The organism is Actinophytocola sp., assembly GCF_036378875.1.
Taxonomy (GTDB): domain Bacteria; phylum Actinomycetota; class Actinomycetes; order Mycobacteriales; family Pseudonocardiaceae; genus Actinophytocola.
Map to the genome: position 1 here is coordinate 56,084 of NZ_DASUVO010000063.1, position 22,673 is coordinate 78,756.

The window sequence follows — 22,673 nt, forward strand, 5'->3', positions numbered from 1 at the left end:
AGTTCCGTGTTTGGATGGCGGTATGAGCAGCTTCGCGATCGTGGGCTCCGGATGGCGGGCCGAGTACTTCTGGCGTCTGGCCGCCGCACTGGACGGTCTCACCTGTGTCGGCGTGGTGTCCCGGCAGGGGAAGGAACTGCCCGTGCCCGTCTACCTGTCGTTGGACGAATGCCTTGCCACCAAACCGGATTTCGTGGTCACCGCGGTGCCGTGGGCGGTGACGCCGTCGCTGGTGACGGAACTGGTGGCCCGTGGCGTGCGGGTGCTCGCGGAGACCCCGCCTGCGCCGGACCTCGACGGACTCCGTGCGCTGTGGCGGGACGTGGGGGACAGCGGGCTGGTCCAGGTCGCCGAGCAGTACACCCGGATGCCGGTCCACGCCGCACGGCTGGCGCTGGTTCGCTCCGGCGTCATCGGCACGCCGACCCGGGTGGACGTCTCCTCGACCCACCAGTACCACGCCATCTCGCTCATCCGGGCCTACCTCGGCGCCGGCCGAGGGCCGGTCGAGGTGCGGGCCACGCGCACGACCGCGCCGCTCGCCGATCCGCTGTCCCGCACGGGCTGGGCCGACCCGGTCGAGATCAGGCAGGCGACTACCACCCTGGCCACGATCGTCTTCCCGGGCGGCGGTTTCGGGCTCTACGACTTCACCGACAACCAGTGGCACAACCAGTTGCTCAACCGCCGCCTGCTGGTTCGCGGCACCACGGGCGAACTGCGTGACCACGAGGTCGTCCACCTCGCCGAGGACCGCACGATCGTCCGCACCCCGATCGTGCGCCGCCAGACCGGCTACGACCTCGACCTCGACGGGTTCGACACCGACCACCTCGCCTGTGGCGCCGACGTGCTCTACCGCAACCCGTACCAGGGGCAGCGGTGGAACGACGAGGAGATCGCGATCGCCACGCTGCTGGCGGACACCGCGGCGTGGGCCACCGGCGGCGGGCCCGAGCCGTACCCGCTCGCCGACGGCATCCAGGACCACCGCATCGCCCTGGCCATCGACGCCGCCGCCGAGCAGGACACGACCCTCCAGGTCGGTGACGAACCCTGGCACTAAGGTGTGCCAATGCGACGGTGGATGTCACTTCTGGCGGTGGTGCTCTGCACGGTGACCGCGTGCAGCTCGGCGGTCGCCGGCACGGCGAGGCCAGATCTGGTACTCGGGGTGACACAGCGGACGGAGATCGGCGGCGGCCTCGAGGTGACGCCGCTCGTGCTGCTCGACCCCGCGCCGTACTACTCGCAGGGCGACCACGACAAGCTCGAGGAGGGCAAGCGGCTCGTCGCGCTGCGACTCCAGGTCACCAACCGCGCGAAGGAGGACCAGCTCATCGGTCCCACCGGCACCGTGCACTTCCACGGCAGTGACGGGACGGTGTACGACAACCACTCGTTCGACGAGACCACGGCCGGGACCATGTTCGACCAGCTGCGGCTCGCCCCCGGTCAGACCATCGTCGGCTACCTCACCGCCCAGCTCCCGGAGGACGTCGCCGTCGAGGCGGTCGACTTCCAGATGATGGACTTCGAGGGCGACGAAACCCTGCTGTGGAAGACGTCCGGACAGTCGGTGAACACGGCGCCACCGCTGCCAGAGCGATCAAGCGACGAGGCCACCGTGCACCGGCTGGGCGAGGAGGCCGAGGTCACCGGTGAGAGCAACGGCGTCGACATCGCGCTGCGGGTCACCGCGACCAGGATCATCGACCCCGCCGAACCGACCCAGGAGGTGCGGGCCGGCGACGGCCGGCGTCTCGTGGGCGTCGAGTTCACCGTCGCCAACACCGGGGACAACGCCTACGACGACATCGACTCTGACGCGGACCTCCGCATCTTCGCGGTGCACAACGCGGCGGACGAGTTCGTCCGCGACCACATCCATGGCACCACGGAGAAGAACGGCATGCCGCTGGCCGCCGGCGCCGACGACACGTGGACGGTCCTGTTCGACGTGCCGGCGGACTTCCAGATCGACCGGATCAGCTACTCGCCCTCCTTCGGCGACAACTCGGCCACTGTCTGGTCTGCGAACTGACTGTCGTGACAAGGTCGTCGGGTGCTCGACGACCTGACCGACCACGAGTCGGCGTTGACCGACGCCGCGTGTGGTGGCACCGAACTGGTCTGCGCCGACCGTGTGCCGATCCGCGCGGCGCTGATCCGGGAACTGCTCCTCGGTCGGCGCGGCGAACTGGACCCGCGTGGCGTCCGGCTCCGCGGCGCCCGCGTGGTCGGCGCGCTGGAACTGGACTACGTGACGGCCAAGGTGGGCCTGGACCTGGTCGACTGCGACATCGAGGAGCCGGTTGACCTCACCCAGGCGGCGTTGCCCCGACTCGTGCTGGTCAGGAGCCGGCTCGCCGGGCTCCGGGCCGCCGGCGTGCGGATCAGCGGTGACCTGCTGCTCGACGAGGCCACGATCGTCGGGACCGAGAAGACGGGTGCGGTGCGGCTGCTGAGCGCCCACGTCGGCCGAGCGCTCTCCCTGGACGGGGTGGAAGTACGCAACGACTTCGGTTCCGCACTGCACGCCGACCGCATGCAGGTGGACGGCATCGTTCTCCTCCGGGATGCCCGGCTGTCGGGAGAGGGGCGCAAGGGCGCGGTCCGCATGGTCGGCGCCCACCTCAAGGGCGAGCTGAACATGTCACGGACGGACATCCGCAACGACACCGGGCCGGCGCTGGACGCGGCGACCCTGACGGTCGACAGCACCATGTTCCTCGACCAGGTGACGGTGTCCGGTCACGGTGACATGGGCGCGATCCGGGTGGTCGGGGCGCGCATCGGCGGGCGGATCAGCCTCGACGGCGCCGACATCCGCAACACGTCCGGCCCAGCGCTGGGTGCCGAGGGTGCGCATGTCGGCGGTGATCTGCTCGTCCACGGTGCCCGGTTCTCGGGTGCGGGGAGCCCAGGCGCGCTCCAGCTGGCGAACGCACGCGTCGGTGGCGACCTCTACCTGGTCGACACCGAGGTGCGCAACGACTCCGGGGCCGCCGTGCACGCCGACGGTCTGCGTGTCGACGGCACCCCCGTGCTGCTCAGAACGCGGATGTCCGGCTCGGCGGAGGACGGCACGATCTGGTTGCTCGGCGCGCACGTGGCCGGGTTACGCGTCGTCGAGTCGGAAGTGGACAACGACGCCGGCCCCGCCTTGTTCGCCGCCCAGCTACGCGTTCAGGGCAACGTGTTCCTGCAGTTGACCCGGATGTCCGGGGCCGGTCGGCACGCGGCGATCCGACTGGGCGACTCCCGGATCGGCGGGCAGCTCGTGTTCGGCAACATGACGATCAGCAACCCGGACGGCCAGCTACTGGACCTGCGCGAGGCACAGGTGGGAGCCAGCGTGTGGTTCCCGACCGACGTCGTCTGCCCGGACCCGGCGGCGTGCGACGGGCGGCTGGTCAACCTCAACGACTTCAGCTACGGCTCGATCGAGGGCGCGGACTGGCGGCAGTGGCTGCACCTCGTTCGCCACCACACCAAAGAATACCGGCCCTCGCCGTACCAGCAGCTCGCCGCGGTCGAGCGGGCCGCCGGACACGACGGCAACGCACGGAACATCCTGATCGCGCAACAACAGGACCTGCGACACCGCTCGCCCGCCGCGCTCGGGGGATGGCTCACGCGTCGTTTCCACTGGTTGTGGGGTGCGCTGGCCGGCTACGGCTACCGGGCCCGGCGCACCGCACTCGCGTTGCTGGTGGCGTTGGCCGCCGCCGGCGGCGTGACCCTGTGGGCCGGTCACGTCATGACCGGCCCTGGCCGCCACGCCGCCGAGCACACGATCACCTCCAGCGCGCCGAGGACGCCGTGCTCGACGATCGAGCTGATCGGGCTGGGGCTCGACCGCGGGCTGCCACTGGGCCCGACCGGACTGCGCTCCCGCTGCGACCTGGACACGGAATCCGTGGCGGGTCAGGTGTTCACCGTGCTGCTGTGGATCGTGCAGGCCGCCGTGTGGGGGCTGGCCACCCTCGCACTCGCCGGCTACACGGGCCTCATCCGCAAGAGCGCTTAGCCGTAGACCTGGCCGTGGCCCGTGCCGTACAGCATCACCGTGTACGTCTCCTGGTTGTCCTGGCCGGGGATCATCGAGTCCTCCTTCACCGTGATGCTCAGCGGCAGCGCGGCGATCGGCGCGGTCTCGGTGCCCACGTTGGACGGCTGGCCCACGTGCACGGAGATGTCGATGTCGTTGTTGTAACCAGGATCCAGGTGGACGACCTCCACCCACGCGGTCGGGATGAACGCGCCGCCGCCCCGGTACTTGGCGCCGTACATCCAGAACACCCGCATGGTGATGGACGTGCTTGACTCGTGGTCGTCCCCGAACGGGTTCCAGATGTACCAGGAGCTGGAGTAGGTGATGTCCTTGTAGTTCGGGCCGGCGGCCTGGGTGAGGTCGTTGACCCAGTCGGCGTCCTCCGGCACCGCGTTGGCCTGGTCGGCGTTGACGTTCACCACCGACTCGCTCTTCTCGACCAGCCACCAGGCTTCCTTGATGGCGTTGGTCACCGCGGTGACCTTGGCGACCGCCCCGGTCATTCGCTCATCTCCTCGACGTCGACGACCTCGATCTGCTCGTCGGTCTCCTCGATCTGGGCTCCGCGGAACTCCACCCGCGTCTCCTGGCCCTCCGTGTCGGACATGTGGTCCCACCTCCTGTTCTGTGCCAGTGGCGCTCATTCAACGCGCGGTGGCGGCGCTGGACCTTCCCCTTCGGGCGTCCTTGCGGGACGCGCGATGGGGCTGACCAGTGTTCGGCGGCCGCGCAAGCGGTCCCGTTCGACGCCGCTCGGCGTTCGCGGGCCTTGACCCGGCGGCTCGCTCAGGTGCCGAATGGTCTGGCTTCGTTCACCGGGCCGGTCCGGTGTGGACTGACTATCCTGCCTGCTGTGACGACGATGCGGGCGGTCGTGCTCACCGAGCCCGGCCCGGTGGAAAACCTCGAGATCCGTGAACTCCCCGTGCCTTCGCCGCGACCCGGATGGGTCCGGATCGCGGTGAAGGCGTTCGGGCTCAACCGTTCCGAGCTGCACCTGCGGCTCGGGCTGGCCGAGGGCGACCTGCGGTTCCCGATCGTGCCGGGGATCGAGGCCGCCGGTGTCGTGGACGCCGTGGACGGGGCCACCGACCTCCTGCCCGGCCAGCAGGTCGTCACCATGATGGGTGGCATGGGGCGTGCCTTCGACGGCGGGTACGCCGAGTACACCGTGGTGCCCAGGTCCCAGGTGGTGCCGTTCCGTTCGGACCTGCCGTGGGCCGTGATCGGCGGCGTGCCGGAGACAGTGCAGACCGCGTACGGCTCGCTGACCACCGGGCTCGACCTGCGGGCCGGCCAGACCCTGTTGATCCGCGGCGGCACCTCCGCCCTCGGCTACGCCACCGCCGCGCTGGCCCGTGACCTCGGTGCGACGGTCCTGGCGACCACCCGCCAGCCCGGCAGGCTCGACACTCTCGCCGAACACGGCGTCGACCACCCGATCCTCGACAAGGGCGCCATCGCCGAGGAGGTCCGCCGCATCGTGCCCGACGGCGTGGACGCCGCGTTGGAGCTGGTCGGCACCCCGACCCTGCCGGACACCCTGGCCGCGACCAGGGTCCACGGCACGGTCTGCTTCACCGGGATGCTGTCCAACCAGTGGACGATCCCCGACTTCTACCCGATCGGGTACCTCCCGGACGGCGTCCGGCTCTCCGCCTACAGCGGCGAGGCGAACGACCTGCCCTCCGACGTGCTGCAGCGCTACCTGGACCAGATCGCCGACGGCTCGATGCGCCTCGGCCCGACCCACACCTACCGCCTGGACGAAATCCGCGACGCACACCGCGCCATGGAGGACAACACGGTCAGCGGCAAGCTCGTGGTGCTCACCGAGTAGCAGCCGGAGATCCAAGTACCTTTTGTCGTGTGGATTCCTGGAACCGGTGGCGGGACGACGTGTTCGGCGACCCGTACCTGGTCTGGCACGACGGCCCCGACTTCCGTCGTCTGCTGAGCCTGCCACCCGAGGAGGTCGCACGGATGCTGCCGGCCGGCCTCGATGCCGAGGACCCGGTGGCCGCACTGTCGATTCTGGCCATGGCGGAAGAGGGCCGTGCCCCGCAGGATGCCGAGGCACTGCTACGCACCGCGGCGGCGACGGCGACCGGCACGTTCCTCGTCCGCGTGGCCCAGGCGCTAAACGCGCTGACCGGCGACGAGTCCTGGGCCGAGCCGATCGCGTCGGTCCTCGGGTCACAGGAGTTCTGGGGCGTCCGCATCGACGCCGCGATCGCGCTCGCCACGTTCACGCCGACCGTGCCGCTGATCCAGACACTGGACCGTGCCGTCCGCGACCCGGAGTACCTGGTCCGGTACCACTCGGCGAACGCACTCCTGCGATACGCGGGCCGCCGCTCCGACATCTCGAACCTGAAGCTCTTCAAGAAGATCACCGCCGACGACCGGGCAAGCTGGGCCGAAGCGGCCGACAAGCTCACCTCGGACGCCCTGACCCGCGTGTCCAACACTCAGGACCCCTGAGTTCAACAATTCGGTCATCCGCGATTTGTTGAACTCGCCGGTCCACACGGTTGGACACGCGAACGGTCAGCGCAGCGCGGCAGTCTCGATGCCCACCCCGAAGGCGGCCGCGTTGTCGCGTGCCCAGTCGGCGAAGGTGAGCGCGGGCCGACCCAGCAGGTCTTCCACGGTGCTGGTCGTGGGTCCCGGGCGAAGGGCGTAGTCGGCCAGAGACCCGAGCAGACGCGCGGGGACCTCCTCGGGCAGCCCTTGCGCGAGCATTCTCTGCCGTACCTGCTCGGGTGAGACCTCCTGGAAGGACAGGGCTCGGCCGATGGCGGCGCCGAGGAGCCGCACCTTCTCGAACTGGTCCAGCGACCCCGGCCCGGTCAGCGTGTGGACCGCCCCCGTGTGAAGGCGGCCCCGGAGGGCTTGTGCGGCGACCGCCGCGATGTCGGCCTCGTGGATCGGGGAGGTGGCGGCGTGGCCGTACGCACCGCGCACCACGTCACCGGCGTGGATCTGCGGCGCCCAGGCCAGCGCGTTGGCGGCGAAGTCGGCCAGGCGCAGGACGGTCCAGTCCAGACCGGAGCGCGTGACGAGGTCCTCGGCGGCCGTGAACTGGGCGGCGAAGCGGGCTTCTCCCGCCGGGTGCTCCACTGTGGTGGCCGACAGCAGCACCACACGCCGCACGCCCTGGGCGACGGCCAGCTTCAGGAGCTCACCGAGACCGGGGCCGGTGGCACGCGGGCTGATCTGTACCGCCTCCACTCCGGCCAACGCCGTTTCGATCCACTGTGGACGAAACAGGTCCCCGTCGACCACTCGCGCGCCGGCCGGAAGCGGGGCCCCGCCAGGACCACGCGTGACCGCGGTGACGGCCGTGCCCTCCCTCAGCAGCACACGCATTACCTGACGCCCCACGACGCCGTTGGCTCCGGTGATCAGAATCATGATGTTGTTCCTTTCGTCGTGCCCTCCAGACACCGGCCCCTGGCTCGGTTGTGACCTTGTGTGAACGACCTCACACGCCATCGCGCCGCGCTGAGTCACCCGGACGTGTCACGAGAATTCGTGCTTTCGCGATAAGCTGCCCGGTTATGCGCCCTGATTTTCTGCGGAATTATCTGCACAGCCGGCGAGATGTTCTCGGCTTGACGGCAAAGGCGGCGGCGGTCACGGCCGCTGTTTCGGCAGGCGTCGGAACAGCGGCCGGGACGGCTTCGGCGGACGGGGAAGAGTTCACCGACGAGATGTTCACTCTGGACGAGGTCGCGGGTTGGGCCGAGAAGACCGCCCGGCGTTACGGTGCCGATGACCAGCGCGGCGCGTGGAACGAGGTGACCCCGGAGCGGACCCGGAAGGCGTTGCGGTTGCTGGAGGGCCGCGGCCCGGTGAAGACCTACAACCTGGGCGAGCTGATGCAGGACAACTTCCCCGCGTTCGCCGGGGTTCCGCCCCGCGTGCTGCGCCAGCGGCTCACGGTGAGCGGCTACCAGCCGAGTGGCGACTTCGTCCCGGCCGCGACCTACGATCCGCGCGTGTCCCCGGAATCCGGCATCCTGCAGTCGGTCGCGCCCCTGGGTCCCAACACGCTTTCCTTCCACGAGGACCGGTTTCCGCACAGCGGCACTTACCAGATCGCCACACAGCTGGACAACCTCGGCCATATCGGCGTCGGCGAGACCTACTACAACGGTTTCCGCGGGCCGGACATCGCCACGCCGCGCGGGCTGGCGAAACTCGGCAACGAGAACCTCGGCCCGATCGTGACCCGCGGCGTCATCTACGACATCGTCGGCCTCAAACTGGCCCAGGGCGCGCACACCGACCTGTTCCGCTCACCCGTGAACGGTGAATGGGTGCTGCGCGACAACTACCGGATCACGCTCACCGACATGAGGGAAGCGTTGCGCAGGCAGGGAGTGCGCCGCGAGCCGGGGGCGGGCGAGGTGGCGCTGTTCCGCACCGGATGGACGCACCTGTTGAACCGCAGCGGTTTCGACGACCCGAACGACGAGGCCAACCGCCGCTTCATCACCAACGAACCGGGCATCTACCTGCGCGAGGCCCGCTACCTGGCATCCCGCCGGGTGGCCATGGTCGGCAGCGACACGTGGGGACTCGAGGTGCTCGACCCGGCCGTCGTCGGTCCCAACGTCTTCCCGTGCCACCAGGTTCTGCTCACCCAGCACGGCATCCGCATCGGCGAGAGCGTGCGCACGGAGGAACCGGTCGCCGACGGCGTGTTCGAACTCGTCTACATCGTGACCCCGCAGTTCCACGTCGGTTCCACCGCGGGGAACACTCCACCCGCCGCACTGGGTATTCCCCGGGCGTGAACAGGTGCCGGTTCGTGCCGAACCGGCACCTGGCTACAGGTTCGCGTCCATGAATGACTGCGCCGGCGCGGAGTCGGTGCGGTACTGCAGTCCCGGTCCGTCACAGCTCAGGCGGCGGCGTTCCAGGATCGTGGCCACGGCGTAGGCGCCGCCGCCAGCGACGGTCAGTACCCAGAAGAGGCCGGGAGTGCTGAACAAGAGCGAGGCACCCCCGACCAGGGTGAGCCAGGTGCCGAGGCCGTAGTGCAGTGTGTTGCGGCGGACGGAGCCTTCGGCGAGGTAGATCAGGCCGACCACCAACGTGGATCCGGCCGGCCAGAGGACGGCCTGCAGTTCAGGTTTGTCGAAGGCGCCGGTCAGACCGGTGATGGCCAGGAACAGGGCGACGAAGCCGGTGATCCATGCGCTCCCGACCAGCCTGGCGGAGAGCAGTTCCGCCTTGCCGAGGCCACGCTGGGCGCGGGTGGCCGCGCCGATGCTGTAGGCCGTGCCGGCCACGAGTCCGGCGGCGAGCAGCGCCATGGGCAACCAGCCGGGCATGGCGAGCACCGGGTCGGTGCCCTTGGACAGGGCGGCCGCGCCGTGGCCGAACACGTAGGCCAACCCGAAGCTGACGTAGGCGGCACGGCTGTCGACCTCACCCGAGGCGGGAGCGGACGTGACGAGGGTGGTGGCGTGCATGGTGGGACCTTTCGACGTCGAGGTGTGCCAGCGAGGCCACGACGTGTGGCACGAGGTCGGCTGACCAGGGGAAGTTGTGGATCACGCTGCGCTGATGGGCCACGCCGTGCAGGCCCAGCCACAGCGCGACCGCGTCGGCGGCTGGGTCGGTGCTGGCCGAGTACCCGGCGGCGACACACTCGGAGAGGGCACCGGCGAGGAGTCGCACGATGACGGGGTCGGGATCGGCCAGCTCGAACGTGGCGCGGTAGCGCCGGGGGTGCGCGGCGGCGAAGTCGAAGTACGCGTGGCCGGCGGCGTACAGGCGGTCGTCCGGCGACGCGGTGGTCATCGCGACCCGGATCCGGTGGGTCAGTTCGGCTGAGGCCGCGCGGACCACGGCGAGCAGGACGGCCGACCGGTCGGGAAAGTGTGGGTAGATCGAGGGAGTGGCGATCCCGACCTCTCGGGCCACCGCCCGCAGCGTCACCGCCCGCTCGCCACCCCAGTCGAGGAGCCCGGTCGCCGCCACCAGGATGTCGGCCCGCAGGCGGACGCCCTCACCCCGGTGGTTGCGCGACCTCACGTCCCCGCGACGATGACGACCTTGCCGAGGACGGTGCGCGACTCGGCGAGCGCCAGCGCGGCGGCGGCATCGGTCAGCGGGATCCGCGCGGCGACCTGCGGAACCAGCACGCCGTCGGCGACCAGCCGCAGCACCTGGGTGAGGTCCTGCGCGAGCCGGCCGCGGAAGGCCGTCTTGTTGGAGCGCCGGCCCGCCCAGAAGTTGTAGAAGTGCGCGCTCTTGCCGTTCGGCAGGTAGTTCCACGCCATCAGCTGCCCGAACGACTTGAGAATGGGCAGTTTCGCGTCGCCGGTTTCGTTCTTCGTCGACGCGGAGCCGTAGTTGACCAGGGTTCCGCCGCGGCGCAGCAGCCGCCACGACTCCGTCAGCCCGGGACCGCCGACGTGGTCGAACACCGCGTCCACGCCCTCGGGGGCAAGCTTGCGGATCTGGGTGTACATGTCCGGATCGCGGTAGTCGACCGGGGTCGCGCCCAGCTCACGCACGGCCTCGTGGTGGCGGGCCGAGGCCGTGCCGATCACCCTGATCCCGGCGTGCCGGGCCAACTGCACGAGGATGGAGCCGACACCGCCGTTGGCGCCCAGCACCACGATGGTCCCGCCGGCGCGGACCTTGGCCGTGCGGTGCAGCATCTGCCAGGCGGTGACGCCGTTGACGGCCACGGTCTCCGCGGCGGCCGCGTCCACCTCGTCCGGCACCGGCACCAGGTCCGCGGCCTCGACGAGCAGGTGACTGGCCCACCCGCCGATCTTGGTGACCGCGGCGAACCGGCGGCCCGCCAGCGCGGGGTCCTCGCCCGGCCCGGTGGCGGTGACCGTGCCGACCACGTCGTAGCCCGGCACGAACGGGAACGGCGGCTGGTCGTAGTACTTGCCGAGACGCATCTGCTGCTCGGCGAAGGACACCCCGGTGGCGTCCATGCGCAGGACGACCTGCCCCTCGCCCGGGGCCTCGAGATCGCGGACCCGGACCTCCAGCCCGTCCGGCTCGACGGTGCCCGGCAGAACGATCTCGGTGGCGACGGCGCTGTTCATGACGTACCCCTTAAGGCTTCATCCGTGTGCTTACAGTCGTAACGTAACGACCGTAAGCTGACTCGCGCAAGACCTAACACCCATAAACTTCGCGGTGTATGGTTACGGCGTGAAGAACACGGAGACCGCTGCACCGGCCCGCAGGCGCAACCGCCGTGGCGAGGGGGCCAAGCTCCGCGACGAGATCATCGCCGCGGCGGTGGAGCTACTCGACGAGGAAGGCGACGAGCGCGCGGTCACGCTGCGCTCGGTCGCACGCCGGATCGGGATCGCCGCCCCCTCGATCTACCCGCACTTCCCCGACCAGCCGGCCATCATGCTGGCCGTGGTGCGCCTGGAGTTCGACCGGCTCGCGGCGGTCCTGCGCACGGCAAGGGAGGGCGGGGGCCAGGACCCTCGGCAGCGGCTGTTCGCCGTCTGCCACGCCTACCTGGACCTCGCCCAGACCCACCCCGAGCGCTACCGCACCATGTTCGGCGGTCTGTGGATCGCGCCTGCCCTTGGCGAGAGCTCGCTCACCGAGGAGGACCTGGTGGCCCTGGGTGCCGAGGCCCTGCAGATCCTCACCGACACCCTCGGCGACTGTGTCGCCGAGGGTCAGTCCACCAGCACCGACCTGGCCAGTGACGCGGTCGCGCTGTGGTTGGGCCTGCACGGCCTGGCCCACCAACGCGCCGTGACCCGCGCCTTCCCGTGGCCGGCCGACATCGCCGAACGCATCATCGGCGCGCTGGCCCACCTCGAGAACACCTGAAGCCGGTCTCGCTGCTCGCGCCGGCCGGCCTCCCGATGTCCGAGCCGGCCGGCGAGAGCTCCGGGCTCAGTGCTCCACTCGTAGAGCGAGAGTCGCCGGTTGTAGGCCTTCCGCTCGTGCTGTGAGCGTGAGCCGGCCCGGGCGTTTCGCCGGGCGCAGGATCGCGAGTGCTTTCCCGTGCCAGGTGTGGCGGCGGGGTAGGCGGAAGCTGTCCGCGTTGTGTGGGTTGCCGTTGCCGACGGCGGCGAGTGCGCCGGCGCCGCCGACCTCGAACCACACCTCGGCCAGCGCGTCGGGCACGAGTCGCCCGCGGCGGTCGACCACTTCGACGAGCACGTGGGCGAGGTCGTCGCGGCTGGTGGTGAGCGCACGCACGTCCGAGGTGAGTCGCAGTGCCGCTGGGGCGCCGACCGTGCGCAGCGTCTGGCGGCCGATCTCGCGGCCGTCCTGGCTGGCGACCGCGGTCAGTTCACCCGGCTGGTACGGCACGGTGAGCGTGGCCATGGCCCGCTCCGGCACGCCGGTGGCGACCTCGGTTCCGTTGAGCAGCACCGTGACGCTGTCGCCCGGGGTGTAGACGTGCACGACCATCGGGTGGTCCGGTTCGACGTCCCACGTCCAGCTGACCAGCTCGTCGAAGTAGCCCCACCACACCGCCACCTGCTCGGTGCCCGGCGGCACCGGTCGCTCCACCAGCACCTCGACAGGGCTGCGGCCGGTCACCGCCCGCCGCCAGAAATGTTGCGGCTTGGGTTGACCGATCAGGTCGAAGTCACCGCAGTTCGCCTGGTAGTACGGGAAGGGGTAGCCGAAGCCCGCCCAGTTGTGGTGCAGCGTCCTGGCGGTCGACCAGCCGGGCAGCACGCTCTGGTCGCCGATGGCCGCCGCGGTGCCGACCGGCGGGATCATCGTCTTGCCGATGCCCGCCTCCCCGAGGTAGTCCCAGGCGGCCCACACCCAGGTCCCGGTGGCCCAGGCGTGCTCGTTCGCGAACGTCACGTCCTGGTGGATCGTCGCGGGGAACGTCTCGTTGTGGGTCATCGCGTGGTCGGGGTGGGCGTCGTGGATCACGCCGTACGTGCGGCCGTTCGCGTTGTAGTGCACGTCGCCGACGTCGACGTACTGCCACGACGGGTCGTTCGGGCCGGGTGTCGACCCGCCGCCGAGCGTGTTCGGCCGCGTCGGGTCGAGCTCGCGCAGCAGTGCCGCCAGTTCCGCGCCACGCCGGCCGGCTGTGTTGTCGACGATCTCGTTGCCCAGCGACCAGAGCACGACGCTCGGGTGGTTGCGGTCGCGGAGCACGGTGCTGGTCAGGTCCTCGCGCCACCACTGCGCGAAATGCACCGAGTAGTCGTTGGGGTTCTTGCCGGTGTCCCACACGTCGAAGAACTCGTCCATCACCAGCACGCCGAGCCGGTCGCACACGTCGAGCAGCGCGGGCGTCGGCGGGTTGTGCGCGGTGCGGATGGAGTTGAAACCGGCTTCCTTCAGGATCTCCACCCGGCGTTCCTCGGACCGGTCCAGCGCGACAGCGCCCAGCGGCCCGTGGTCGTGGTGCACGTTCCCGCCCATGATCTCGACCGGTTGACCGTTGAGCAGGAAGCCGGTCGTGCCGTTCCACTCGATCGACCGGATGCCGAACGTGGTGGTGACCGTGTCGACGACCTTGCCGCGCACCAACACGTCCGCGCGGGCGGTGTAGAGGTTCGGCGAGTCCATCGACCAGAGCTTCGCGTGCGCGACGTCGAGGTCCAGCGTCGCCTCCGTGGTGGCGGCGGGCGCGATGTCCTGTGCCGCAGCGTGTTTCGTGGCGACGACGTGCCCACGCGGGTCGCGCACCACCACGCGCACGGTGGCCCTGGTGCTGTCCGTGCCCCGGTTGGCGACGGACACCGCCACGCGTGCCACCGAGTTGTCGGCCACCACGGGCGTCGTCACGGAGACGCCCCAGAGCGGGATCCGCACGGGCCCGGTCACGGTCAGCCAGGTGTGCCGGTAGATGCCGGAACCCGCGTACCAGCGGCTGTTCCTGCCGGTGTTGTCGACGCGCACCGCGAGCACGTTGACGCCGTCCCGGTCCAGCAGCGGGGTCAGGTCGTAGGCGAACGACGTGTAGCCGTACGGGTGAAAGCCCAGATGCGAGCCGTTCAGCCAGACGTCCGCGTTCTGGTAGACACCGTCGAACCGCAGCTCGACGTGACCGTCGCCGGGCAGCCGGAACTCCTTGCGGTACCAACCGATCCCGCCGACCGTGTACCCGATCGAGCCGCCGTTCTCGCTGCGCGCCGGGTCGAACGGCCCGATCACGTCCGGCAGACCGGGGTAGGTGGGCGGTGTCTCTGGCGCGATGATCGACGGGTCCGCGCTGGCGGCGCCGTTCGTGGAGGTGGCGTAGGGGAGATCCTCGATACTCCAGTCGTGCGGCAGATCCAGCCGCCGCCACGCGCTGTCGTCGAACGACGGCGCCTGCGCCCCGGCCGCCTCACCGCGGAAGAACCGCCAACCCTCGTCGAAGGACCGCTCCCGCGCCGGGTTCGCCGCCGCTTCCGTCTCGGCTCCGGCCGGGGTGGTGTCGAGTGCCATCAGTCCAGCGGTGGCGGCGCCGAGCTGTAATGCCTGGCGCCGAGTCACCCCGTCCTGCCGTGTCTTGTCGCCGGTGCCGTTCCCTCGCTGTTCTGGCATGCCCTCATCCCGTCTTTGGGAGCGCGTCCGAAACTTCCGGAAATCGCAGGTAATTTCCGAAAAAAGCAGTATGGACGAAATCGGGCAGGGAAAAAAGTGGATGTCAGATGAGGCCCAGGCGGATGGCGTGGGCGACCGCGTGGGTTCGGTTGCGGAGGCCGAGCCGGGTGAGGAGTCCCTGCAGGATGTTCTTCACCGTGCGTTCCGAGTACGAAAGTTTCTGTGCGATCTGCCCGGTGTCCAGCCCGTCGGCGAGGAGGCGCAGCACGTCAGTCTCCCGAAAGGACAGACCGGTGAGCGTGAGCTGACGGGGACCGAGCACGTCCCGCTGCAGCTGGGACAGGCCGCGCAGCAGGATCCCGAGCTGCTCGGGCGGCAGGTCGCCTCGGCCCTGGCTCGCGTCCACTATGGCCTTCAGCAACCTGGGCGTGGTCGCCTCGTCGCGTGGCACGAGTACGGCGAGCCCGTGTTCGACGGCCGACCACAGTTCCGCCTGCCGTGGCTCGTCGGCGACCAGCACGAGCCTGGTGAACGGGATCAGCAGGTCACGCAGCGCGGTCTCGGCGACCGCGACGACGACGTCGGCCTCGGCCTGGTCGGTGGTCAGCTCGAGGCCGGGTTTGTCACGGAGCTCGCTGAGCAGACCGGCCCGGACCAGCGGATCCGTGGCCAGCACCGACACGCGGATGCGTTGGCGTGGCCGGGTGGCGGTGGGCGAGCTGTCGGGCAGGGCGAGGCTCGATGACATGGCCCCAAGGAAACCGGAACGATGCGCAGCGATCGAGGCGGAACAGGGGGCAGTTTCTTTCCCGTCGAGTTCTGCCGGTTGAATGTGCAGGTGGACTTGGTTGGGGGCGCGTCGTCGCGGTTCGGGCAGCTCCTGCTCGAACACCGTCGTGCGGCCGGGATGACCCAGGAGGACCTGGCCGAGGCGTCCGGTGTCAGCGTCCGCGCGCTGCGCGACCTCGAGCGTGGCCGTGCCCAGGCGGCCCAGCGACGCTCCGCCGAGGCGCTGGCCGACGCACTGGCGCTCGTCGGAAAGGAACGCGAACGTTTCCTGTCCGCCGCCAGGGAGGGGCGACGCCGGACCCAGCGGACCAACCCGGTCACCGCCGCGCTGCCCCCTGCCCTGCTGGACCTGGTCGGACGGGACCGTGACCTGCGGCGACTGTGCGCCGAGGCGATCGCCGGCGCCGCCACAATCGCGGTGGTCGGGCGGCCCGGCGTCGGCAAGACAGCACTCGCCGTGTCGGCCGCGCACGCCCTGCGGCCCGAGTTCCCGGACGGGTGCTTCGCCGTCGACCTGCGTGGCATGGACGACCAGCCTGTCACACCACGCGCCGCCCTCGACCGGCTGCTGCGTGCGCTCGGCGTGCCGCCCTCGGAGATCCCGGCGTCCGAGGCCGACCAGTCGGACCTGTACCGGACCGTGCTCGACGGGCGCCGCGTACTGGTGCTGCTGGACAACGCCGCCGACGAGGCACAGGTCAGGCCGTTGCTGGCCGCGGCTCCCGGCTGTCTCACCCTGATCACCTGCCGGCGCACGCTCGCCGGGCTGGAGGCCGCGCGTTGGCTGTGGCTGGAGCCGCTCGCCGACTCCGCCGCGGTCGAGCTGCTGGCCACGATCGCCGGCCCGGAACGCGTGCGGACCGAGCCGGACGCGGCCGCCGAGCTCGTGGCGCTGTGCGAAAGCCTGCCGCTCGCCGTCCGGATCGCGGGCAACCGGCTCGCGACCCGGCCGCACTGGTCGCTCGCCTACCTGCTCGGGCAGCTGCGGGACGAACGCACCCGGCTCAGCTCGCTGTCCGCCGGCGACCTGCAGGTGCGTTCGGCGTTCGAGATGTCCTACCGCCGCCTGTCACCCGGCGCGCGGCTGGTGTTCCGCCGGCTGGCCGCGTTGCCCGGCTCGGACTTCGGCGCCGAGCTCGCACACGTGGCCACCGGTCTGACCGAGCCGGACGTGCACCTGTACCTCGACGAGCTGGCGGACGCCAGCCTGCTCCAGGTCACGCCCACCGAGGGGCGGTACCAGTTCCACGACCTGATCCGGATCTTCGCGGGCGAGCGCTGGGCCGCCGAGGAGAAACCGGGCGAACGCGAGCAGGTGGTGCACGCCGTGCTCGACCACCTGCTCGGCACCGCGTCGGCGGCCGGCATGGCGTTCTTCCCCGAGGCCGACACCGACGGCTTCCCGTCCCGTGACGAGGCGGGCGAATGGCTGGCGCGGGAGGAGTCGAGCTGGATCGCCGCGCAGCGGGAAGCGGCCCGGCTCGGCCTGCACCAACAGGTGCTCGACCTCGCCAAGGCCATGCACTGGTACTCGGACGGCCAGTGGATGGGGCTGCCGTGGGACGAGATCTTCCTGCTGGGTGTGGAGGCCGCCCGTGCGCTGGGAAACCGGCCGGACGAGGCCAAGCTGCTGAACTTCCTTGGCTGGGCGCAGGTTGCCTGCCTGTGCGACGAGGAGACCGCGCTCGTCACGCACCAGCAGGCATTGGTCGTGGCGATCGAGACCGGCGACCGGCTGGAGGAGGCGTGGTCGCACGCGTACATCGGCTCGGTGCTGACCCGCCTCGGCAGACCGGAGGAGGGCCTCGAACCCGTGCGGCGGTCCTGCGAGCTGGCGCGGGAGTTCGGGTTCTGGCCGGTGCAGCTGTCGGCACGTAACCGGCTGGGCCGTGTTCTCCAGGCCTTGGGCCGCTACGAGGAAGCACTCGACGTGCACCGGGGCTTGCTCGCCGACGCGGAGCAACGTGGCGGTGAGGAGGCGCCGGACACACGGCGGTGGCTGGTGAACATGGTCGTGTTCGAGGTCGGCCACTGTCTGCTGGGCATGCGGGAGTGGCGCCAGGCCGCGGCGACGTTCCGCGAGTCCCGCATGGCGTTCGCGGAGCTGAACTCCATCGGCCAGGAAGGCCACGCCGCGTTGAACGAGGGCAGGGCGTGGCTGGGGGCGGGGGAGTACGCGAAGGCGGACGAATGCCTGCGGCACGCCCTCGCGACCTACGCCGGCACCGCACCAACGCCGTGGAAGGACCAGGTGCTCGCCGAGTTGGCGAAGCTGCCGGCGGAATGACACGCCGGGCACCATCCGGGGACCGTTCGGGCGGAAGATTGCCAAGATCAGTACGGAGACGCTCGACTTGGTGTTGACTGACGCCTCGTGGGCGGTCCGGATTTCGCGTTATCCAGCTACGAGTTCGACGTTTTGTGGGGACAGGACCGGATGCCCTACCCCCTCGCCGTGCCACGCATCGGACGCACCCCGGCGGAGCGTTCCGTGCTCGCCGGCGAGGTGCGCCGGGCACTGAGCGATCGTGGCTTGGTGGCCGAGGACCAACAGGTCGACGCCCGCCTCGCCGCACTCCTGCGACTGCTCGGCGACTTCCGTGTCGCGGTGGACCTGGTGGGCGACATCGGCTACCCCGTACGAGCACTCGCGGCGACCGACGGGCAGTCCGGCGTGCTGGCCGTGCTGGCCGGCGGAGAACTGTGGCTGACCAGCGTCCCGCCCGCCAACCTGGTGCCGTCGATCGTCGGCGTCCTACCCGGCGGCGTGTCACCGGGTTCGGTGCCATACCAGCGAACGACGGTCCTCGGCGACGACGCAGTGGCCGTGGTACTGGGCCGGGACGCGGTCGTCCTGTCCCGCCTGCCGGCGATCTGCCGCGCGGCCGGCCGGTTCGGCGTCTCCACCGGCGCCAGAGGCCCCCTACCGGACACCGTCACCTGGCTCGACACCGAGACCGGCCCGTACCTCGTCGCACACGAGGGCACCTGCCTGAGCATCGGCCCAACGGGCCCCACTGACGTGACCCGCCGGATCACCGATCTGCTGTCCACAGTGGATAGCCGGTCGGCCGGAACGGAAATAACGAGCCGCTAGCTCCCGCAGCGGATGATGTCAGTCTGACTCGCCTAGTTCGCGGGCCATGTCCACGAACTCCGCGACCGCCGGCACGTCTTGGTAACGCTGAAGCGCGCGACGCAGCACGTTTACCCGTTCATCACTGCGGGCCGACGTTATTCGCGTGGTTAGTTCCAGGGTACGGGTAGCGGCGGCAGCAGCTTCATCGAACGCGCCGAGCTGTATATGGGCTTCTGCCAACCAGCTCGTGTACAACGCCAGCTCACGCGTGCGGCGTTCGTCGTAGTGCGCGAGCGCGCCGGACAACAGCGGTACGGCACGCTCGGCCTGGCCCAGCTCGACGTAGCAGCGGCCTGCCATGATGTGTATTTCATCTTCGTCGAGCCAGTAGACCCACTCCGGTTCATCCTCTTGCCTGCGCTTGCCGTAGGCGGTTTCCACGGTGGCCAAGGTTCGTTCTGTCGATCTACGTTCCCCTGCCCTGGCATAAGCCCAGGCCAGTCGTTCCTTGAACAGCGCTTGCACTGTCGGCGTCGCCTCCCTGCTGCCGGCGTCAGCGCTTTGGGCGAACAAGACCGCCTCACGCGGATTGCCGACATTGGCGATTTGGTAGGAAAGTGTGGATATCAGGTTGCCTGCCAGGCCGGGACAGTTGGCACCATGTGCCGATTTCACGCCCACGGTGTAGTAATGCGCGGCGATGGCGTACTGCCCGGCATCGGCCACCACCCACCCCGCAAGCTGGCACAGTTCACTCACAGCAATCAGCAAGCGGCGACCGAGTCGTTCCGTGTAGCTCGCGTCACGGAGCAGAGAGGCCGTCGCATGCAGCTCCTGTTCCACCAAGGTCCGCAGGTCGCCCCCGGCCACAAAGTCGTCGATGCGCCGCAGCTCAGCGATGCGGCGCTCGATCTTGTCGACCAGCCCTTCGCCGATCCGCCGACCAGACCGCGCCTCGACGACCTGAGGCGGTTCGGTAACCAACCATGCGTGTACGAGCCGGGACACGGTCGAGGCGTTGACAGGTAGCTCCGCGCCTTCTCGCAGAAGCTCGGCCAGCTCGCCGTTGTTCACCGGCAGCCACTCGTCGCTGTGCAGGTCCAGCGGTTCAACCCTGCCTGTGCTGCAGTTGTCAAATAACTCGTTGACACTGGCCGCGGTGATACGCCGGTGTCCGGGCAGGTCGAACCACAAGAGATCAGGTGGAATTCGTAGAACTCGTGCCCAATGAGTCAGCGTGTCTATGTTCTTGAGCGGTGCGCCATTCTCTATGCGGCTGACCTGCGCTTGGGTCAGGCCCAGCCATTGCCCGAGAAGTGTTTGTGAAATTCCGGCCGCGCCATAGACAACCGCGTGGTGGGCATGCTGTCGATAAGCCCGCGCTACCCGCCCGATGTGTCGTGCTGCGAATGCGTCGCGCAACTGCTGCGTCAGCCAGAAGCTGGCAGGCACGACGGGCGGGAAGAGTAAGCGATTCCGTAGTTGACGTCGACAGGAGGTGCAGAGATCGTCGGCATTGTCAGCCGCCATGTGTGCGCCGCAGCGGCAGTAACGCCGGTCCTCTGCGTTGCTCGCGGCCACGGATGTCAACTCCTTGCGTCGGATCTTTCGCAGCTTAGTCCACGCCCGGCTGACCAGGATAAATACGGGTCATGCTGGTCATGTATATCGCTCATGCGCAGCAGGTCATGGGTTGAACTTGGTGAACCTGCTTTGGTGATCCACACGGTACCCAGTGCTCGGTGCCGCTTATCCACGTGCGAGATAGACGAGGACGTGCAAGATGGCCCTAGACCTCTCCAGCCCGCTCAAGGTCGTGAGCTGGGCCAGTGCTCATGCCGACTGTCCCATGCGGTATTCGATCGACGGCTCTGGTCACATGGTTGTGACCTTCGGTAGCGGTTCCAACGAGTTCGAGTTGTCTCTGGACAAGGGTGCATTGCGAAAGCTTGTCCAGCTAGGCGGGGAAGCTTTGGTCAAGATGGGTAGCTAGGCCATGGGCAAACATCGGCGGCAGGAGGCTGATGTACTGATGGCGATCCCACAGTACGAGCAGCTCGTGAAGGTTCTTCACACCCACCGACCGGGTGAGCGGTCTGGGCTCTGCCTGGTTTGCGGCATCGGGTGGCCGTGCGCGGAGGTCTTGTTGGTGCCGCCGATGCCTCGAGGGTGCCCTTGCGGGCGGTGAGCGTCCCGAGGGTGCCCTTCAGGGCATCCGAGGGATCTGACCAGGTCGCACAATCACCTCTTCCTGGCATGGTCCGCTGTATTGACCTATGCTGGCGGGAAGCCGGGGTCGGGGGCCTCGGTGTACTGGGGATGGGGGAGTTTCTCAAAAGCCGTTGTCGCACAACGGGCGTGCTCCCCTGCGCGCATAACGCAGGAGGAATTCACGATGACCGACGTCATCAGTCAACCGATAACGGCCGCGCCGGTGGCGCCGCATTTCGGGCTTACGAAGTTTGCTGATCCGCTGCGGATTCCGCCGGTAATCCGGCCGCATTCGTGGTGGCATCAGGAAGAGATCACGATCAACACGGCCAGGGCGAGTGTGCGGCTGCATTCACAGCTGCCGTTGACCACGATGTGGGCCTACGAGGGACAGTTTCCCGGGCCGACCATCGAGGTGCGTTCCGGACGGCGGCTGCGGGTCGCGTGGAGCAACGACATCGACGGCGCCATCCCGTTGGTGGCCGTGCGCGCACCGATCACGGACGCGCCGGCGAACACGCCAGGGCACCGCGGTCCGGACGGGGATCTGTTGCCGGGGCACGAGATCATCGAGGGTGTCGCCGACCTGCCCGCGTGGACCGTGGTGCACCTGCACGGCGCGCTCACGAACGGCGGCAACGACGGCTGGGCGCACAACGGGACGCTGTCCGGGCACGCCCAGCTCGCCGAGTACCCGAACCGCCAACAGTCGACCACCCTCTGGTACCACGACCACGCGATGGCCGTGACCAGGTTCAACGTGCACGCCGGCCTCGTCGGGATGTACCTCATCCGGGACGACGAGGAGGACCGGCTGGACCTGCCCGACCGGGAACGCGAGATCCCGCTGATCATCACCGACCGCAACCTGGACACCAACCCGGTGACCGGCGCGCTCATCGGGCAGCTGCTGTTCAAGGTGCCGTTCGTGCCGGCCAGCGGTGCGATGATTCCCTTCACCGGGCCGTTCAACCTCGTCAACGGCGTGATCTGGCCGCACCTGGACGTCGACGCCCGCTGGTACCGGTTCCGTGTGCTCAACGCGGCGAACTCGCGGTTCTACCGGCTCAACCTCGTCGACGAGGCCGGCAACACCCACAACGACGCGGTACGCGTCATCGGTACCGACGGCGGTCTCCTGCCGGCGCCGGCGCCGCTACCCGTCGGTGGCCTGGTCCTCACGCCGTCCGAACGCGCTGACCTGCTGATCGACTTCAGCAGGTTCCAGGGACAGCGCCTGCGCCTGACCAACACGAACGTGCCGGTCGGCGGTCCGATCGAGCCGGACCTCATGGAGTTCCGGGTGGAGAGCCGTGATCGGCACGACCCGTTCGAGCTGCCGGAGGAGCTGTCCAAGTCCTACGTGCGGCTCGAACACGGCACGACCGTGCCGGAGGACCACGACCACCTGTTCGTGGCGCTGGTGCCGCCCGGCTCGGCGGGCGAGGCGCACCCGCAGATGTGGGAGCTGCGGGAGATCACCGACCCGGCCAAGCTGCCGACGGCGTTCCCGGCGGAGGGCATCATCCAGCTCACCGACCCGGCCTCAGGGCAGGTGCGCTCGTTCCGCCGCGTCGCGAGCCTGTTCGACGACACGACGACGTTCTTCATCGACCACAAGCGGTGGGCGGTGTGGAACCTGGTCCACCTCGGCGGCCCGGCACACCCGATCCACATCCACATGTCGCAGTTCCAGATGCTCACCCGCCGGGCCCTCCAGAACGTGACACCTTTCGACATCGCGGCAGGCGGCACCACCCAGCCCCTGGAGGCGCCCGTCGAGGGCGTGCCGATCGAGAAGTACGAGGAGGGCTGGAAGGACGTGTTCCGGGTGCAGCCGGGCGAGTGGGTCACCGTCGCGGGCCAGTTCGCCGGCGCCACCGGCGAGTTCATGTACCACTGCCACATCCTCGACCACGAGGACGAGGGCATGATGCGACCCTTCGTCGTGCACCCACCGGAGGTGGCGCGGTTCCACGTCCACCCCGGCGGCGACCACGGGCACTCGTAGTCTCA

18 protein-coding genes are annotated in these 22,673 nt (G+C 69.4%); 10 read left to right on the forward strand and 8 right to left on the reverse strand.

All coding sequences use genetic code 11. From position 1 onward, the window contains the following. Positions 1 to 22 precede the first annotated feature (22 nt). From VF106_RS18340 to VF106_RS18350, 3 genes are read left to right on the forward strand one after another with little or no spacing between them, the layout of a single operon-like run. Positions 23 to 1,066: a Gfo/Idh/MocA family protein gene (locus tag VF106_RS18340; RefSeq protein WP_330840959.1), complete on the forward strand. Its 1,044-nt coding sequence runs from the start codon at positions 23 to 25 to the stop codon at positions 1,064 to 1,066. A gap of 9 nt (positions 1,067 to 1,075) precedes the next feature. Beyond that, positions 1,076 to 2,044, forward strand: coding sequence for a hypothetical protein (locus VF106_RS18345; RefSeq protein WP_330840960.1), 969 nt, complete (start codon positions 1,076 to 1,078; stop codon positions 2,042 to 2,044). 21 nt (positions 2,045 to 2,065) lie between these two features. Further along, complete coding sequence (locus VF106_RS18350) at positions 2,066 to 4,033, forward strand: hypothetical protein (protein WP_330840961.1); 1,968 nt, start codon at positions 2,066 to 2,068, stop codon at positions 4,031 to 4,033. Here the strand turns inward: VF106_RS18350 and VF106_RS18355 are convergent. Then, positions 4,030 to 4,560, reverse strand: coding sequence for a hypothetical protein (locus tag VF106_RS18355; protein WP_330840962.1), 531 nt, complete (start codon positions 4,558 to 4,560; stop codon positions 4,030 to 4,032). The genes VF106_RS18350 and VF106_RS18355 overlap by 4 nt on opposite strands. 359 nt (positions 4,561 to 4,919) lie before the next feature. Here VF106_RS18355 and VF106_RS18360 point away from each other — a divergent pair, with 359 nt between their 5' ends. Next, on the forward strand, positions 4,920 to 5,897 hold the full coding sequence (locus tag VF106_RS18360) for a zinc-binding dehydrogenase (RefSeq protein ID WP_330841043.1): 978 nt from the start codon (positions 4,920 to 4,922) through the stop codon (positions 5,895 to 5,897). Positions 5,898 to 5,926: 29 nt separating this feature from the next. Then, positions 5,927 to 6,541, forward strand: coding sequence for a hypothetical protein (locus VF106_RS18365; RefSeq protein WP_330840963.1), 615 nt, complete (start codon positions 5,927 to 5,929; stop codon positions 6,539 to 6,541). A gap of 66 nt (positions 6,542 to 6,607) precedes the next feature. Here the strand turns inward: VF106_RS18365 and VF106_RS18370 are convergent, their stop codons facing one another. Next, on the reverse strand, positions 6,608 to 7,474 hold the full coding sequence (locus VF106_RS18370; protein WP_330840964.1) for an NAD(P)H-binding protein: 867 nt from the start codon (positions 7,472 to 7,474) through the stop codon (positions 6,608 to 6,610). A gap of 146 nt (positions 7,475 to 7,620) precedes the next feature. Here VF106_RS18370 and VF106_RS18375 point away from each other — a divergent pair, with 146 nt between their 5' ends. Next, positions 7,621 to 8,862 (forward strand): cyclase family protein, encoded by a 1,242-nt coding sequence (locus tag VF106_RS18375; RefSeq protein ID WP_330840965.1) that lies wholly within the window; start codon positions 7,621 to 7,623, stop codon positions 8,860 to 8,862. Between the two features lie 33 nt (positions 8,863 to 8,895). Here VF106_RS18375 and VF106_RS18380 read toward each other — a convergent pair whose 3' ends face one another. The 3 genes from VF106_RS18380 to VF106_RS18390 are packed head-to-tail and all read right to left on the reverse strand — an operon-like array spanning position 8,896 to position 11,142. After that, positions 8,896 to 9,543, reverse strand: a complete 648-nt coding sequence (locus tag VF106_RS18380) for an ABC transporter permease (protein ID WP_330840966.1) — start codon at positions 9,541 to 9,543, stop codon at positions 8,896 to 8,898. Beyond that, positions 9,500 to 10,108 carry a TetR/AcrR family transcriptional regulator gene (locus VF106_RS18385; RefSeq protein ID WP_330840967.1) on the reverse strand — a complete coding sequence of 203 codons (609 nt, stop codon included), beginning with the start codon at positions 10,106 to 10,108 and terminating at the stop codon, positions 9,500 to 9,502. The genes VF106_RS18380 and VF106_RS18385 overlap by 44 nt, the downstream gene beginning before the upstream one ends. Then, positions 10,105 to 11,142 (reverse strand): medium chain dehydrogenase/reductase family protein, encoded by a 1,038-nt coding sequence (locus tag VF106_RS18390; protein ID WP_330840968.1) that lies wholly within the window; start codon positions 11,140 to 11,142, stop codon positions 10,105 to 10,107. The genes VF106_RS18385 and VF106_RS18390 overlap by 4 nt, the downstream gene beginning before the upstream one ends. Before the next feature lie 109 nt (positions 11,143 to 11,251). On the opposite strand from VF106_RS18390, the gene VF106_RS18395 reads away from it, so the two are divergent. Further along, positions 11,252 to 11,896, forward strand: a complete 645-nt coding sequence (locus tag VF106_RS18395) for a TetR/AcrR family transcriptional regulator (RefSeq protein WP_330840969.1) — start codon at positions 11,252 to 11,254, stop codon at positions 11,894 to 11,896. 66 nt (positions 11,897 to 11,962) lie between these two features. Here the strand turns inward: VF106_RS18395 and VF106_RS18400 are convergent, their stop codons facing one another. Together VF106_RS18400 and VF106_RS18405 are read right to left on the reverse strand one after the other, a co-directional pair. Beyond that, a complete protein-coding gene (locus VF106_RS18400; RefSeq protein WP_330840970.1) occupies positions 11,963 to 14,578 on the reverse strand; it encodes a glycoside hydrolase family 2 TIM barrel-domain containing protein in 2,616 nt (871 codons plus the stop codon). A 103-nt stretch (positions 14,579 to 14,681) separates the two neighbouring features. Then, positions 14,682 to 15,326, reverse strand: a complete 645-nt coding sequence (locus VF106_RS18405) for a helix-turn-helix transcriptional regulator (RefSeq protein WP_330840971.1) — start codon at positions 15,324 to 15,326, stop codon at positions 14,682 to 14,684. A 90-nt stretch (positions 15,327 to 15,416) separates the two neighbouring features. Here VF106_RS18405 and VF106_RS18410 point away from each other — a divergent pair, with 90 nt between their 5' ends. Further along, positions 15,417 to 17,654 (forward strand): ATP-binding protein, encoded by a 2,238-nt coding sequence (locus VF106_RS18410; protein ID WP_330840972.1) that lies wholly within the window; start codon positions 15,417 to 15,419, stop codon positions 17,652 to 17,654. Positions 17,655 to 17,741: 87 nt separating this feature from the next. After that, positions 17,742 to 18,464 carry an ESX secretion-associated protein EspG gene (locus VF106_RS18415; protein WP_330840973.1) on the forward strand — a complete coding sequence of 241 codons (723 nt, stop codon included), beginning with the start codon at positions 17,742 to 17,744 and terminating at the stop codon, positions 18,462 to 18,464. Between the two features lie 18 nt (positions 18,465 to 18,482). Here the strand turns inward: VF106_RS18415 and VF106_RS18420 are convergent, their stop codons facing one another. Continuing rightward, a complete protein-coding gene (locus VF106_RS18420; RefSeq protein WP_330840974.1) occupies positions 18,483 to 20,027 on the reverse strand; it encodes a helix-turn-helix domain-containing protein in 1,545 nt (514 codons plus the stop codon). A gap of 814 nt (positions 20,028 to 20,841) precedes the next feature. Between VF106_RS18420 and VF106_RS18425 the strand changes: the two genes are divergently transcribed. Next, positions 20,842 to 22,668 carry a multicopper oxidase family protein gene (locus VF106_RS18425; protein WP_330840975.1) on the forward strand — a complete coding sequence of 609 codons (1,827 nt, stop codon included), beginning with the start codon at positions 20,842 to 20,844 and terminating at the stop codon, positions 22,666 to 22,668. Positions 22,669 to 22,673: the final 5 nt, after the last annotated feature.

What these genes read in the sequence shown, in the direction of transcription:
- VF106_RS18340 (WP_330840959.1), top strand. Translation starts at nt 23, where the DNA reads ATGAGCAGCTTCGCGATCGTGGGCTCCGGATGGCGGGCCGAGTACTTC.
- VF106_RS18345 (WP_330840960.1), top strand. Translation starts at nt 1,076, where the DNA reads ATGCGACGGTGGATGTCACTTCTGGCGGTGGTGCTCTGCACGGTGACC.
- VF106_RS18355 (WP_330840962.1), bottom strand. Translation starts at nt 4,560, where the DNA reads ATGACCGGGGCGGTCGCCAAGGTCACCGCGGTGACCAACGCCATCAAG.
- VF106_RS18360 (WP_330841043.1), top strand. Translation starts at nt 4,920, where the DNA reads ATGCGGGCGGTCGTGCTCACCGAGCCCGGCCCGGTGGAAAACCTCGAG.
- VF106_RS18370 (WP_330840964.1), bottom strand. Translation starts at nt 7,474, where the DNA reads ATGATTCTGATCACCGGAGCCAACGGCGTCGTGGGGCGTCAGGTAATG.
- VF106_RS18375 (WP_330840965.1), top strand. Translation starts at nt 7,621, where the DNA reads ATGCGCCCTGATTTTCTGCGGAATTATCTGCACAGCCGGCGAGATGTT.
- VF106_RS18380 (WP_330840966.1), bottom strand. Translation starts at nt 9,543, where the DNA reads ATGCACGCCACCACCCTCGTCACGTCCGCTCCCGCCTCGGGTGAGGTC.
- VF106_RS18390 (WP_330840968.1), bottom strand. Translation starts at nt 11,142, where the DNA reads ATGAACAGCGCCGTCGCCACCGAGATCGTTCTGCCGGGCACCGTCGAG.
- VF106_RS18400 (WP_330840970.1), bottom strand. Translation starts at nt 14,578, where the DNA reads ATGCCAGAACAGCGAGGGAACGGCACCGGCGACAAGACACGGCAGGAC.
- VF106_RS18405 (WP_330840971.1), bottom strand. Translation starts at nt 15,326, where the DNA reads ATGTCATCGAGCCTCGCCCTGCCCGACAGCTCGCCCACCGCCACCCGG.
- VF106_RS18425 (WP_330840975.1), top strand. Translation starts at nt 20,842, where the DNA reads ATGACCGACGTCATCAGTCAACCGATAACGGCCGCGCCGGTGGCGCCG.